Raw genomic sequence first — 13,961 nt, 5'->3', positions numbered from 1 at the left:
AATCAATGAAGTAAGCATCGATAAAAGCGTTGGTTTACAGGGCTTTTTCAATTCCGAGAGCTATCTCGCTCACTAATGACGGTTAATTCATCAGGATTTCTTGGACTATTAATATAGCCCAGTGTCGCATTGGCGTGTTCGCGCATAATACCTTCTGCTCGAGAACCAAAGCCATTCACCATGGCATAAAATACATGATGGTGCTGCTGGTGGGCGAACTCGAAGCGCTTGGTTTCTTTGCTCATTTGTTTCTTATCAAACGCCAAAGCGCTCGATGAGGCAAAGGGTAAATGCTCATTACGGCTCAAGGCAGCTTGTATAGCGGGATTATGAGCGGCTTCGATGACAATGTCATGAAAGCGCTTGTTCATTTGTTGATAACGTTCAAGATCGGCTTCATTTAATTGATCACCCGCCAAAATCTCATCACCAAGATCTAATAAAGTCTGTAGCTCGCTTCGATGAGCTTCGCTTAGACCTCGCTCGGCGGCTTGGCGGGCTGCCAAGCCTTCTAATACGCCACGAACCTCTACTGCCCCTATTATTTCCGCCACGGACACCGAGCGCACCTCGTATCCTCTTCCCGGTAGCTTGGTTAGCAAGCCTTCTTGCTCTAGAGCACGAAAGGCGATCCGTACTGGTGTGCGCGATACCCCGAGTTTTTCTGCGGTGGGAATTTCTGCTAGGCGTGAGCCTGCGGCCAGTTCTCCATCCAGAATCATTTGACGTAGAGTGGTAACAACATTGCTCTGTGTTTTTTGCATGAGTACAGGTGGCCTTGTTTTGGATCCAATTATGTTCTTTTAATCAAAGTATAGAGTTAAAAAAGCGTTTTAAAAGGAGGTATATCTAGTTATTGGATCCATTTTTGCGTTTTTTTTATGGGCAAATCGGTGTCATTGCCGCTATATTGGATCCATTACAAAACAAAAATAACACATTAGGAGAAAATTATGAGCCAGTTAACTTTCCCAAAAAACACGTGGTATGTGGCAGCAATGTCGGATGAAATCGGTACGGAGAAGCCGCTAGGCCGTAAGATCTGTGGCGAAAGCATCGCTTTTTACCGTCCTTCTGCCAATGAAATCGCCGCGGTGCGTGATTTCTGCCCACACCGTGGCGCAGCCATGTCACTCGGTTATGTTGAAGACGGCCTTTTAGTCTGCGGCTACCATGGTTTAAAAATGGGAGCAGACGGCAAAACCAAAGAAATGCCATTGCAGCGTGTGCAAGCCTTTCCCTGTATGAAAGCGTTTGCGGTGGAAGAGCGCTACGGCTTTATCTGGGTGTGGCCGGGTGATCAAGATCTTGCGGATCCTGATTTGATCCCAGTGCAAGAATGGGCAATCAGCGATGAGTGGGCATACGGTGGTGGCTTGTATCACATTAACTGCGACTACCGTTTAATGATTGATAACCTAATGGACTTGACCCACGAGACTTATGTTCATGCTTCAAGCATTGGTCAAAAAGAAATTGACGAATCCCCAGTGGATACCAAAGTAAATGGTGATGAAGTTATCACCAGTCGTACCATGGAAAACATCACAGCGCCGCCGTTTTGGCAAGCTGCGCTAGAAGCGAATGGTCTACCAAAAGATGCCCCTGTTGATCGCTGGCAGCGTTGTCGTTTCACACCTCCTTCTCATGTCATGATTGATGTGGGCGTTGCTTTAGAGGGTAAAGGAGGGTTTGATGCGCCGAAAGAATTCAAAGCCAGCAGCATAGTAGTAGACTTTATTACCCCTGAAACAGAGGACACTATGTGGTACTTCTGGGGCATGGCGCGTAGCTTCAAAGCAGATGATCAAGCGCTCACTGATAAAATCCGAGAAGGCCAAGGCGGTATTTTTAAGGAAGATTTGGAAGTGCTTGAATATCAACAGGCCAACCTTAAAGCCTTCCCAGACTACGACTTGTTAAAACTCAATATCGACGCCGGTGGTGTGCAGTCTCGTCGTGTGATTGAGCGTCTGATCAAAGCGGAAAGTGCAGCCAAAGTGGCTCTAAAAGACGTGCCACTACAAACAATTTCTTTCTAAGGTGACGTTATGATCGAAGTTGTTGTACTGAATAAAGTAGAAGAAGCGGCCGCAGTCGTGCGCTTAGTGCTGGGCAAAGCTAATGACAGTGCTTTGCCCCCGTTTGAAGCGGGCGCGCATATTGATATCAAGTTACCGAGTGGTCTATTGCGTCAGTATTCTTTGTGCCGTTTGCAGTCGGATCCGCGTTTTTACGAAATTGCTGTGCTCAAAGACCCGCAATCCCGTGGTGGTTCAGAAGAAGTGCATGCTTTAGATATCGGCGATGTGGTTCAGATTAGTGAACCAAAGAATCACTTTCCACTGCGTAGCAAAGAGGCTAAGTCCTTGTTGATCGCGGGTGGTATTGGCGTGACGCCATTACTACCGATGGCGCAAACCCTGCAGTGCGCAGGCACGCCGTTTGAGTTTCACTACTGTGGTAAATCGCCCCGTACAGCGGCGTTTAGTAGCATCCTAAAGCAAGCCTCGTTTGCCGATAAAATGCATTTCCATTTTAGTAGTGAGCCGCAATCTTCTGGCCGTATGGATGTTAAATCGGTGCTGAGTCAGCATGTGGCGGATTCGGACTTGTATGTCTGTGGCCCAGCTGAATTTATCGCTAGCGTGCTGGAGTACGCTGAGGCGTTAGGCTGGCCGGAAGAACGCGTGCATCGTGAATTCTTCGCCGCCCCAGCCATGGATGTGGATCACGGAGATAACCATGCTTTTCAAATCAAGCTTGCTAGCACAGGGCAGATACTTGATGTCGCGGCAAACCAATCGATTACCGATGTGTTGGATGAACACGCTATTTTTGTCCCTGTCTCCTGCTGTGAAGGGGTCTGCGGTACTTGTTTAACCAATGTAATCAGCGGTGATATCGAACATCGTGATGTCTTCTTAAGCAAGCAAGAGAAAGCCGAAGGCAAGCAAATGCTGACTTGCTGTTCCCGTGCTAAAGAAGCGGGTGGCTTGATCGAACTGGATATTTAGTTATTTGTGGAGTGAAATGAAAATGCTAGATATCTATCTAGCATTTTTAGATCTTAGTAGTTATCTCAACATGGTTTTATTTTAATTAGGGGTGGAATAGTTTTAGTATAAAAATTTTAAAGCCTACTAAGGTATTAAATTTTGACTTTTATATTTTGGATTATATAATTCGATCAAAATTGCTTCGTCAAGCTTTCGCTAATGGAATAGAAAAGGAACAGTATGGAAGGGCTTGCTTCGTCAAAAAGCTACGCTATCGCCGTATCATTGTCTGGGGTTTTTGGTGTTGTAGGTATTCATCAATTTTACCTTGGGCGTTACGCTGAAGGCGTTATTGACCTCTCTCTTTTTTGCTTCACTCTATATTTCTATTTCACAGATCAGCTTCTTCTTGCGTTGCTATTTTTTGTTATTGATGCAATACATACTTTAATTGTAACTATTATGCTTATGACTGGGTCCATCAAGGATGGAAGAGGCAAGTACGTCTACTACCCAGGGCAAGAGTTGAACTAAAAAGGACTATAACATGAATGATTTTTCCATAGAGAAAAGTAATAAAGGCTTTGTGCCAACATTGTTGCTTTGTTTCTTTTTGGGCGGTCTTGGCGCGCACCGTTTTTACGCCGGAAAAATTGTAACAGGTATTTTAATGTTGATTACCCTTGGTGGACTGGGTATTTGGACAATTGTTGATTTTGTGATGATAGCAACAGGTAACTTTAAAGACGTTTTTGGGCGTCGAATTAAGTCATAAAACGTGTCATTGAAGTTTATTGACTGACTTTATGTTGTCTTTTTTATCTTTTCTTGAAAAGGTTTCTGCATTTCACTACTCAATTGATATCTTTTAATATGAAGTTGTTGTGCGTTGGATTACTGTATTATTGAATCTGGATATGCGCACAGCAGCTATCTTTTTACAAACATTGTTGCCCTTTAAATTGATTTTTCTCTGTCCAGAGGTCTAGGATAGATTTGAACGCTTTCCTTAAAGCAGTAGTTCTACTCGTAAGACTGCATGTTCCTTCCCTTTCAATTTTTCTTCGAAATAGCGCTCATTCTGACAATCATGTAGTATTGACCGAGCTCAAATTCCCTCTTTCTAATATGCTGCCAAAAGCATGGCGGATACCATTGGGCTGATTGTCTAAAAAGCTTTATATATCAGTGGTTTAAAATCTATGGTTTTGATGATCGATAACTACGACTCATTCACCTACAATTTGGTGCAATACATTCGTGAGTTGGGTTATGACGTGGATGTGCGTCGAAATGACACCTTAACAGTGGCAGATATTGAAGCTTTGGCGCCAAGCCATATTGTGATCTCGCCTGGACCTTGTACGCCCAATGAAGCGGGCGTGTCTTTAGAAGCGATTCAATACTTTGCTGGTAAAATCCCCGTGTTAGGTATTTGCCTTGGTCACCAGAGCATTGCTCAAGTATTTGGCGGAGATGTGATTCGTGCAAAAACAGTAATGCACGGCAAAACCTCTAAGGTGTACCATAAGGGAATCGGTGTGTTCCGTGATTTGCCAAATCCTTACAACGTAACTCGCTATCACTCTTTGGTGGCGAAGCAAGAAACCTTGCCTGAATGTTTGGAAGTCACCGCGTGGACCCAAAATGAACAGGGTGAGTTGGATGAAATCATGGGCTTACGACACACAACTATGAACATTGAAGGGGTGCAGTTTCACCCCGAGTCGATTTTGACAGAGCATGGTCACGCTCTGTTAGACAACTTTTTCAAACATTAGGAGTTGGCTGGTGGATATTAAACAAGCGATTGCCAAGGTTGTGAATAAAGAAGACCTAACTGGCGATGAAATGCGTGATGTGATGATGAGCATCATGACATGCCAAACAACCGATGCGCAGATTGGCGGATTTTTAATTGGTTTGCGTATGAAAGGTGAGACGGTCGAAGAAATCATAGCGGCAGCCCAAGTAATGCGTGAACTGTCCACTAAGGTTGACCTAGGCGGCGATGAGATTGTTGATACTTGCGGTACTGGTGGCGATGGCGGCAATCTGTTTAACGTTTCCACCGCAGCCTCTTTTGCGGCAGCGGCAGCGGGTGCGCATGTAGCGAAACATGGCGGTCGCTCTGTTTCATCTAAGTCTGGCAGTGCTGATGTGCTTGAAAAAGCAGGCGTGTACTTGGGTTTAAACAGTGAACAAGTAAAACGCAGTGTGCAAGAGCTTGGTTTGGGCTTTATGTTTGCTCCCAATTACCATTCAGCGATGCAATATGCGATTGCGCCACGTAAAGAAATGGCTACTCGTACTATCTTTAATCTATTGGGTCCTTTGACTAACCCTGCTGGCGCAAAGCGCCAAGTGATGGGCGTGTTTGCCAAAGAGTGGGTGCGACCCATTGCTGAGGCTTTAAAAGCGCTGGGCAGCAGCCATGTGCTGGTGGTGCATTCTGCGGATGGGTTGGATGAAATCAGTATTTCTGATAAGACTTATGTCGCAGAATTAAAAGATGGCGAAATTTCTGAGTACGAGGTTACGCCGGAAGATTTTGGTTTGGTGCGCCAACCTTTATCGCTAGTACAAGCTGAAGACGCTGATGCGAGCTTTGAAATGCTTAAGTTTGCTTTGGAAGGCAAGGGCAAAGAAAACGCGCCCCGTGATATTGTATCTTTGAATGCTGGGGCGGCAATTTATGTGTCTGGTGTAGCAGACTCCTTAGCTGAAGGGGTGGCGATTGCAGAAGATGTAATTTGTGGCGGCTTGGCAAAAATTAAGGTGCAAGAATTAGCGAGTTTCTCTCGTTGCTACATGCCTGATACTACTGAAACAGCGAATTAAGACAGAGAGTTAATATGCAAGTCGAAACTCCAACGATTCTGAAGAATATTATCGCGCGCAAGTACGAAGAGATTGCTGAGCGCCAAGCACGTACTTCTTACGCGAACCTAGAAATTGCGGCAGCGGCAGCGAATGCACATAATCCGACGCGTGGTTTTGCCGCAGCGTTACGACGTAAGATTGGTCAAGGTAAAGCGGGCGTTATAGCTGAGATCAAAAAAGCCTCGCCAAGCAAAGGCATTATGCGTGATCCGTTTTTGCCAAAAGACATCGCGGTATCCTATGAAAAGGGTGGGGCGGCTTGTTTATCTGTTCTGACCGATCATGATTTCTTTAAAGGTCATGAAGACTACCTAGTGGAGGCTCGCGCTGCTTGTTCGTTGCCAGTCATTCGTAAGGATTTTATTGTTGATCCCTACCAAGTGATGGAGGCGCGTTCTATCGGTGCTGACTGTATTCTTCTAATTGCCGCTTGTTTGACGGGTAAAGAATTACGAGAGTTGGATCAAATGGCCCGTGATTTGTCGATGGATGTGCTTGTGGAAGTGCATAATCGTCCTGAATTAGAATTGGCGCTAGAATATACCGAGACTGAGTTGTTAGGTATTAACAACCGTGACTTGCACACTTTTGAACTAAGTTTGCAGCATACCTTTGAGTTGATGAACGATGTGCCAAAAGACCGTTTGATCGTGACTGAGAGTGGAATCCATACTCGTGACGATGTGGCGGCGATGCGTGAAAATAACATTCATGCTTTCTTAGTGGGTGAAGCCTTTATGAAAGCTGACAATCCAGGCGACAAGCTTGCGGAATTGTTTAAATAAGATTTGAGAGATTAACACCATGAAGACAAGTGTTGCTTGGCAAGAAGACGTACATTTTACGGCAGAAACGGGTACCGGTTTTAAAGTTGAGATCGATGGCAATCAAACCGCTGGTCCACGACCAATGGAGTTGATCTTGGCCGGCCTAGGTGGTTGTACATCTTACGATGTCATCAATATTCTTAAGAAGGCACGCCAAGATGTGGTGTCTTGCGTAGCGCATATTGATGCAGATCGAGCTGATTCTGTGCCATCTGTTTTTACTGAAATTCGTGTGCATTTCGTTGTCACAGGACGCAATATCAAAGAGAGTCATGTCGCTCGTGCGGTGAAATTATCCGCTGAAGAATACTGTTCAGCATCCTTGATGCTTGAACGCGGTGGCGTCAATATTGTGCACAGTTACGAAGTGGTTGAGGTTGAATAAGCTATTGCTTAATAACTGAAAAAGTATCAAAAAGGCCTCAATTTGAGGCCTTTTTTACGTTTTTAGGTAGGTAAAGTAAGTATTACTGCTGGTTAGAGCGTTTACGGAAATTACTGGGTGCGACGCCGAAGTAGTCTTTAAAACAGTTGCTAAAGTGACTTGAGCTGACAAAACCACTGGCAATAGCTACTTCGATAATTGGCTTGTTGGTCTGTTGTAACAGGCGTCGTGCATAGGTGATTCTCAGCTCAAGATAGTAACGAGATGGACTGGTTTCTAAATGGTTTTGAAATAGTCTCTCTAGCTGTCGACGCGATACGCTCGCATAGTGTAGTAGTTCTTCTAAGGTGAGGGGTTCCTCGATATTGCTACGCATTAACTCCAGTACTTTTTTCAGCGCTTCTGGGTATTTTGCGTCATCTGTAGGCTGTGTGATCGGTGTGACGGTGCTTTCAGACAGTTGGTCGCATGTTAAAATTTCTTTTACTGCGCGTGCAATACGGTTACCTTGCAAGTGCTCTACCAGAACGAGCATCATGGCTAGGGCGCTCACAGGGCCAGAACAGCTAAGGATGTGACCATCCAGGACAGAGGTTTCCTTGGCAATGACGGTATCTTGGAAATGCTCACGGACATAGGGGTGGTTGTCTGGATGAACCGCTATACGGGTCTTATTTGTCAGTCCTGCGTGGGCTAGAGCGATGGCACCATTCCATAAGCCGCCTAAGTAAGCGTTCTGTTTATGATAAGACTTTAGGTATTCAGTTAACTTATGCTGTTCTGATAATTGGCAACGATATCCACCACAAACGATTAAAACATCGAACGGTTGAGTGGCGCTCTGTAATTGTTCTTCTATACTTGTGCCCGTTGCGATTTCAATACCTAAATCGCTTACAACGGAAGATCCTGAAAGGCTAAGGGTTGCATAATCAAACAGATTTTCTGTTTGTACTAGGTTAGCTGTGACGAGCGCATCAACAGCCCCTGTAAAGGCCACCATGGAGAAATGGTTTAGTAGCACGAAACCTATCGTGATCGGTTTGTTTTCATGCTCATGAGAGATAACATGAGCGTGATTATGATCTACGTTCGATGGGCTAAAGTGTTTCTTGTGATAGGTTTGGGTCATTTGTAACTGTGATTCCTGAAAGGGGATTTCGTCAGTAATTGTGCAAGTTTAAAAGAAACGGGAATCCAAGGTAAGGCTCTTGTGCGTATTTAACGTGAAAATGTTGATGCAACCTAGTAATTTAGCACATTTGGCATGGCTGGAAATGCTGCATTTTTACTGTCGTAAATAACCATCTATATGACGCATACGAGAATGTGGCAGAAGGGTGGTTTTCATAGTATTTCTCTCGTAAATTGTTTCTTCATAAAAGTAGCAATTATTGAGAGACAGTCGCAATGACGTGAACCTTCTTTGTCGGCTTTTGGGTCGCCTAGATAAAGCAGGTTTCAGACGGATCTAACTCTGTTGTTTCAATCATTGAGATAACCAGAAGAGAAAATCAACGCAGTGAAAGAGCAAGTAAAAGCGCCTCCCGCGCCGACTACCCAGTCTATCGCTAGTATTACCACTTTGTAATGCAGTCTTAAAATAGGCTGCCATGATAAGGAGCTGACACAATGCAGCAGTATTCCGGATTTGGCTTGTTAAAGCACAGTCTAAGCCATCATGAAAATTGGCAACGGGTTTGGCGCAACCCGACACCGAAGAAAAAATACGATGTCATCATCGTTGGTGGTGGTGGTCACGGTCTAGCGACCGCTTACTACTTAGCAAAACAGTTTGGTGTAACCAATGTTGCTGTAATTGAAAAAGGCTACCTAGGTGGCGGTAATACAGCACGTAACACAACAATCGTTCGTTCTAACTACTTATGGGACGAAGCGGCTCACCTATACGAGCACGCAATGAAATTGTGGGAAGGCCTATCTCAAGATCTTAACTACAACGTGATGTTCTCTCAGCGTGGCTGTCTAAACTTAGGTCACACGCTACAAGACATGCGTGACATCGAGCGTCGTGTAAACGCAAACCGTCTAAACGGTATCGATGGTGAAGTGCTAGATGCTAAGCAAGTTCAAGAAATCGTTCCTGCGTTGGATTGTTCTGAAAATGCTCGCTACCCAGTAATTGGTGCATCTTGGCAGCCTCGTGCGGGTATCGCACGTCACGACGCTGTGGCTTGGGGCTTCGCACGTGGTGCTGACATGCACGGTGTTGACCTTATCCAACAAACAGAAGTAGTTGATTTCATCATTGAAGACGGCACTGTTGTTGGTGTGAAAACTGACCGTTACGGCGACATCAAAGCAGACCGCGTGGGTTGTGTTGTTGCTGGTCACTCTGGTGTGATGGCGGCGAAAGCTGGTTTCGAACTACCGCTTGAGTCTCACCCGCTGCAAGCATTGGTGTCTGAGCCAATCAAGCCAATCCTAGATACAGTAGTCATGTCTAACCACGTACACGGTTACGCATCTCAGTCTGACAAAGGTGACTTGGTAATCGGTGCGGGTATTGATAGTTACCTTGGTTACGGCCAACGTGGTTCTTACTCAACGATCGAACACACAATCCAAGCGATTGTTGAAATGTTCCCGATCTTCAGCCGCGTACGCATGAACCGTCAATGGGGTGGTATCGTAGATACATGTCCTGATGCATGTCCGATCATTTCGGAAACGCCTGTTAAGAACCTATTCTTCAACTGTGGTTGGGGTACTGGTGGCTTTAAAGCAACACCTGGTTCTGGCAACGTATTCGCAGCGTCTCTTGCTAAAGGCGAAATGCACGAGTTGGCTAAGCCATTCTCTATGTTCCGATTCCACAACGGCGCGCTTATCGATGAGCACGGCGCAGCTGGCGTAGCACACTAACGGGGAGTTATTTCATGTTTCTTATTTATTGCCCGCACTGTGGTGAATACCGTGAAGAAGAAGAGTTTCAAAACCGCGGTCAAGCGCACATTGCGCGTCCACTAGACCCTGATTCTTGCACTGATGAAGAATGGGGTAACTACATGTTCTTCCGTAAGAACCCTAAAGGACTTCATCACGAGCTTTGGGTTCATGCGGCTGGCTGCCGTAAGTTCTTCAACGTTACACGTAACACTGCAACGTATGAAATCAAAGAAGTTTACAAAATCGGCGAGCAGCCAAAAGTGGTTGCGTAAAGGGAGCGGATCATGTCTCAAAAAAATCGTCTACAAAGCGGTGGCCGAATTGACCGTTCTAAGCCACTTACTTTTACCTACAATGGTAAGCAACTAGAAGGTTTCGCTGGTGATACACTAGCGTCTGCACTTCTAGCAAACGGTGTTGACCTTGTTGGTCGTAGTTTCAAATACAGCCGTCCACGCGGTATCGTTGCAGCAGGCGCAGAAGAGCCAAACGCAATCATGCAGCTTGGTGCGACTGAAGCCACTCAAGTACCTAACGTACGTGCAACTCAACAAGAACTTTTCTCAGGTCTTGTTGCAGGTTCAACTAACGGTTGGCCGAACGTTGAAATGGACTTGATGGGTCTTGTTGGTAAGATCGGTGGCAAGATGATGCCTCCAGGTTTCTACTACAAAACCTTCATGTACCCACAATCTATGTGGGAAACATACGAGAAAGTGATTCGTCAAGCGGCGGGTCTAGGTCGTTCTCCAAAAGAATACGATCCAGATATCTACGACAAGATGAACCAACACTGTGACGTGATGGTTGTTGGTGCTGGCCCTGCTGGTTTGATGGCTGCGTTGACTGCGGCACGTGGCGGCGCTCGCGTTATCATCGCTGACGAGCAAAACGAATTTGGTGGCAGCCTACTAAGCAGTAAAGAAACGGTTGACGGTAAAGCGGCAGCGGCATGGGTTGCAAGTGTAACGAAAGAGCTAGAAGCAAACGAAAACGTTTTGGTTCTACCACGTTCTACTGTGAACGGTTACCACGACCACAACTTCCTAACAATCCATCAGCGTATGACTGAGCACCTAGCTGACCGTGCTCCAAATGGTCAAGTGCGCGCTCGTTACCACCGTGTACGTGCGAAATGGGTTGTGCTAGCGACGGGTGCGCACGAGCGTCCACTAGTATTCGCTAACAACGACGTACCAGGCGTTATGCTTGCAGGTGCGGTGTCTACTTACATCAACCGTTACGGTGTTGTACCAGGCAACGAACTTGTTCTGATGACGACGAACGACAATGCTTACCGTACTGCACTTGATTGGCACGATGCGGGCCGTAAAGTACAGGCGATTGTTGATACTCGTAAGAACCCAACAGGTCCTCTAGTTGAAGCAGCGCGTGAGCGTGGCATCACAGTGATGGCTGGTTCTGCGGTAATCGATGTACAAGGCAGCAAGCGTGTATCGGGTGTATCGGTTGCTTCTATCAGCGAAGATGGCTCTAAAGTAACGGGTTCTGTTAAGAAACTAAGTGCTGACACAGTTGCTTCTTCTGGTGGCTGGAGCCCAGTGGTTCACCTATCTTGTCACACTGGTTCACGTCCTCAGTGGAACGACGAAATCATCGGTTTCGTACCAGGTGCAACAGTACAGAAACAACTTACTGCAGGTGCTATTAACGGTAACTTCACAACGTCTGGTGCGCTTGAGCAAGGTAAACAAGCAGGTGCTGATGCACTTGAGAAGCTTGGTCTTAAAGCGGCTGATGTTGCTGTACCAGCAACAGTGGAAATCAAAGAATCTAAGCCAATGGCTTTGTTCCACATTCCGCACACTAAACCGACTTCACAGGCGCCTAAGCAGTTCGTTGACTACCAAAACGACGTAACAGCTTCTGGTATCGAGCTTGCTTGTCGTGAAGGTTTTGAGTCGATCGAACACGTTAAACGTTACACTGCAATGGGCTTTGGTACTGACCAAGGTAAATTGGGTAACATCAACGGTATGGCGATCGCTGCGAAGTTCTTGAACCAGTCTATTCCAGAAACGGGTACAACGATCTTCCGTCCGAACTACACGCCAATCACTTTCGGTGCGATTGCTGGCCGTGATTGTAAAGAGTTGTTCGATCCAGAGCGTTACACTGCGATGCACAAGTGGCACCTAGAGCACGGCGCTAAGTTTGAGGATGTAGGCCAATGGAAACGTCCTTGGTACTTCCCGAAAGCGGGCGAGTCAATGCAAGAAGCATTGAACCGTGAGTGTCTAGCGACTCGTGAATCTGTAGGTATCCTAGACGCTTCTACACTAGGTAAGATCGACATCCAAGGTAAGGATGCGCGTGAGTTCTTGGGTCGTGTGTACTCAAACGCTTGGGCGAAACTACCTGTTGGTAAATGTCGTTATGGCCTAATGCTGAAAGAAGACGGCATGGTATTTGACGATGGTGTTACATCTTGTCTTGGTGAAAACCACTTCTTGATGACAACAACATCTGGTGGTGCTGCGACAGTTCTAACTTGGTTGGAGCTTTACCATCAAACAGAATGGCCAGAACTAGAAGTGTACTTCACTTCTGTAACTGACCACTGGTCAACAATGACTATTTCCGGTCCAAACAGCCGTAAGCTTCTAGAAGAGCTAACTGATGCGGATGTTTCTAAGGAAGGTTTCCCTTACATGGATTGGAAACCAATGACAGTTGCAGGCGTTCCTGCTCGCGTATTCCGTATCTCGTTCACGGGTGAGTTGTCTTTCGAGATCAACGTACAAGCGAACTACGGTTTACATGTTTGGGAAAAACTGTTCGAACACGGTGCCAAATACGATCTAACGCCATACGGTACTGAAACAATGCACATCCTACGTGCAGAGAAAGGTTTCATCATCGCTGGTCAAGACACAGATGGTTCTGTACACCCTTACGATCTAGGTATGGGTTGGGCAGTATCTATGAACAAACCATTCAGCTTCATCGGTAAACGTGGTATGAAGCGTGAAGACTGTGTTCGTTCTGATCGTAAGCAACTAGTTGGTCTGAAGACTATTGATCCAAACATTGTATTGCCAGAAGGTGCACAGGGTGTATTCGATCCTACTGCGCCAATCCCAATGCCAATGGTTGGTCACGTAACCTCTAGTTACTGGTCTGCAAACTTGGGTCGTTCTATCGCGATGGGCTTCGTTAAAGGCGGCCTAGACAAGATGGGCGAAAAAGTTTACTACCCACTAGTAGATGGCCGTATTGTTGAAGCAGAAATCTGCAGCCCAATTTTCCTAGATCCAAAAGGGGAACGTCAAAATGTCTGATGTTAAAACCGAAGCAGTGACTGTATCCGTTATCAATCAGTTGCCTGATGCGTCAATCCAAGGTCAGTCTCCACTGTTTCACGCTGACCTAGCAACCATTGCTAAGAGCGGTCCAAAAACGGGTGGTGTTACATTGAAAGAAGAAGCGTTGTTGGGTCACCTAACGCTTCGCATGAACCCAGAAAATGCTGACCAGCTAAAAGCTGCTGAGAAAGTACTAGGCGTGGCTCTGCCAACTCAGCCTCTTACTTCTGCAAGCAAAGGCGATGTGGTTGTTCGTTGGATTTCTCCTGACGAGTGGTTGATCACAGTTCCAGGCTTGAAAGCATTTGAAGTTGAAACTGCGTTCCAAAAAGAAATGAAAGGTCATTTCCAAGTGGTTAACGTAAGTGGCGGTCAAACGATTGTTAAACTTTCTGGCAAATACGCTCAGTACGTGATTAAGAAGTCTTCACCGATTGATATTCACCCAAGCGAATTCCCAGTAGGTAAAGTAGTAACTTCTGTTTTTGCTAAGAGCTCAGCGATTATCCGTCGCTCTGGCGAAAATGAATTTGAGTTGGTGATTCGCCGTAGTTTCTCAGACTACCTATGGCTATGGCTACAAGACGCTAGCCGTGAATACGGTTTGGTTATTGAAGCCTAAGTAATATCC

At 45.9% G+C, this 13,961-nt stretch carries 14 protein-coding genes; 12 read left to right on the top strand and 2 right to left on the bottom strand.

Annotated elements, in window-relative coordinates; genetic code table 11:
- Positions 1 to 47 precede the first annotated feature (47 nt).
- Positions 48 to 764: a GntR family transcriptional regulator gene (locus tag ASC49_RS13580; RefSeq protein WP_055463803.1), complete on the bottom strand. Its 717-nt coding sequence runs from the start codon at positions 762 to 764 to the stop codon at positions 48 to 50.
- 189 nt (positions 765 to 953) lie between these two features.
- On the opposite strand from ASC49_RS13580, the gene ASC49_RS13575 reads away from it, so the two are divergent.
- The 8 genes from ASC49_RS13575 to ASC49_RS13540 all read left to right on the top strand — a co-directional run bounded on the left by ASC49_RS13575 (position 954) and on the right by ASC49_RS13540 (position 7,094).
- Positions 954 to 2,042 (top strand): aromatic ring-hydroxylating oxygenase subunit alpha, encoded by a 1,089-nt coding sequence (locus ASC49_RS13575; RefSeq protein WP_055463802.1) that lies wholly within the window; start codon positions 954 to 956, stop codon positions 2,040 to 2,042.
- Between the two features lie 9 nt (positions 2,043 to 2,051).
- Entirely contained in the window at positions 2,052 to 3,017 is a 966-nt protein-coding gene (locus ASC49_RS13570) for a PDR/VanB family oxidoreductase (RefSeq protein WP_055463801.1), read from the top strand.
- Between the two features lie 222 nt (positions 3,018 to 3,239).
- A complete protein-coding gene (locus ASC49_RS13565; protein WP_055463800.1) occupies positions 3,240 to 3,533 on the top strand; it encodes an NINE protein in 294 nt (97 codons plus the stop codon).
- A 13-nt stretch (positions 3,534 to 3,546) separates the two neighbouring features.
- Positions 3,547 to 3,774 (top strand): TM2 domain-containing protein, encoded by a 228-nt coding sequence (locus tag ASC49_RS13560; protein WP_055463799.1) that lies wholly within the window; start codon positions 3,547 to 3,549, stop codon positions 3,772 to 3,774.
- 427 nt (positions 3,775 to 4,201) lie between these two features.
- On the top strand, positions 4,202 to 4,780 hold the full coding sequence (locus ASC49_RS13555) for an anthranilate synthase component II (protein ID WP_055463798.1): 579 nt from the start codon (positions 4,202 to 4,204) through the stop codon (positions 4,778 to 4,780).
- A 10-nt stretch (positions 4,781 to 4,790) separates the two neighbouring features.
- Positions 4,791 to 5,840 (top strand): anthranilate phosphoribosyltransferase, encoded by a 1,050-nt coding sequence (trpD, locus tag ASC49_RS13550; RefSeq protein ID WP_055463797.1) that lies wholly within the window; start codon positions 4,791 to 4,793, stop codon positions 5,838 to 5,840.
- A 14-nt stretch (positions 5,841 to 5,854) separates the two neighbouring features.
- On the top strand, positions 5,855 to 6,667 hold the full coding sequence (trpC, locus tag ASC49_RS13545; protein ID WP_055463796.1) for an indole-3-glycerol phosphate synthase TrpC: 813 nt from the start codon (positions 5,855 to 5,857) through the stop codon (positions 6,665 to 6,667).
- A gap of 19 nt (positions 6,668 to 6,686) precedes the next feature.
- Positions 6,687 to 7,094 (top strand): OsmC family protein, encoded by a 408-nt coding sequence (locus ASC49_RS13540; protein WP_055463795.1) that lies wholly within the window; start codon positions 6,687 to 6,689, stop codon positions 7,092 to 7,094.
- Between the two features lie 82 nt (positions 7,095 to 7,176).
- Here the strand turns inward: ASC49_RS13540 and ASC49_RS13535 are convergent, their stop codons facing one another.
- Positions 7,177 to 8,226, bottom strand: coding sequence for a GlxA family transcriptional regulator (locus ASC49_RS13535; protein ID WP_055463794.1), 1,050 nt, complete (start codon positions 8,224 to 8,226; stop codon positions 7,177 to 7,179).
- A gap of 500 nt (positions 8,227 to 8,726) precedes the next feature.
- Here ASC49_RS13535 and ASC49_RS13530 point away from each other — a divergent pair, with 500 nt between their 5' ends.
- The 4 genes from ASC49_RS13530 to ASC49_RS13515 are packed head-to-tail and all read left to right on the top strand — an operon-like array spanning position 8,727 to position 13,952.
- A complete protein-coding gene (locus ASC49_RS13530) occupies positions 8,727 to 9,980 on the top strand; it encodes a sarcosine oxidase subunit beta family protein (RefSeq protein WP_055463793.1) in 1,254 nt (417 codons plus the stop codon).
- A 14-nt stretch (positions 9,981 to 9,994) separates the two neighbouring features.
- Positions 9,995 to 10,276, top strand: coding sequence for a sarcosine oxidase subunit delta (locus tag ASC49_RS13525; RefSeq protein WP_055463792.1), 282 nt, complete (start codon positions 9,995 to 9,997; stop codon positions 10,274 to 10,276).
- Positions 10,277 to 10,288: 12 nt separating this feature from the next.
- Positions 10,289 to 13,306: a sarcosine oxidase subunit alpha gene (locus ASC49_RS13520; RefSeq protein ID WP_055463791.1), complete on the top strand. Its 3,018-nt coding sequence runs from the start codon at positions 10,289 to 10,291 to the stop codon at positions 13,304 to 13,306.
- A complete protein-coding gene (locus ASC49_RS13515) occupies positions 13,299 to 13,952 on the top strand; it encodes a sarcosine oxidase subunit gamma (protein WP_055463790.1) in 654 nt (217 codons plus the stop codon). The genes ASC49_RS13520 and ASC49_RS13515 overlap by 8 nt, the downstream gene beginning before the upstream one ends.
- Positions 13,953 to 13,961 lie beyond the last annotated feature (9 nt).

Source organism: Marinomonas fungiae (assembly GCF_001418205.1).
GTDB lineage: Bacteria > Pseudomonadota > Gammaproteobacteria > Pseudomonadales > Marinomonadaceae > Marinomonas > Marinomonas fungiae.
This window is presented reverse-complemented; position numbering and strand designations above follow the sequence as displayed.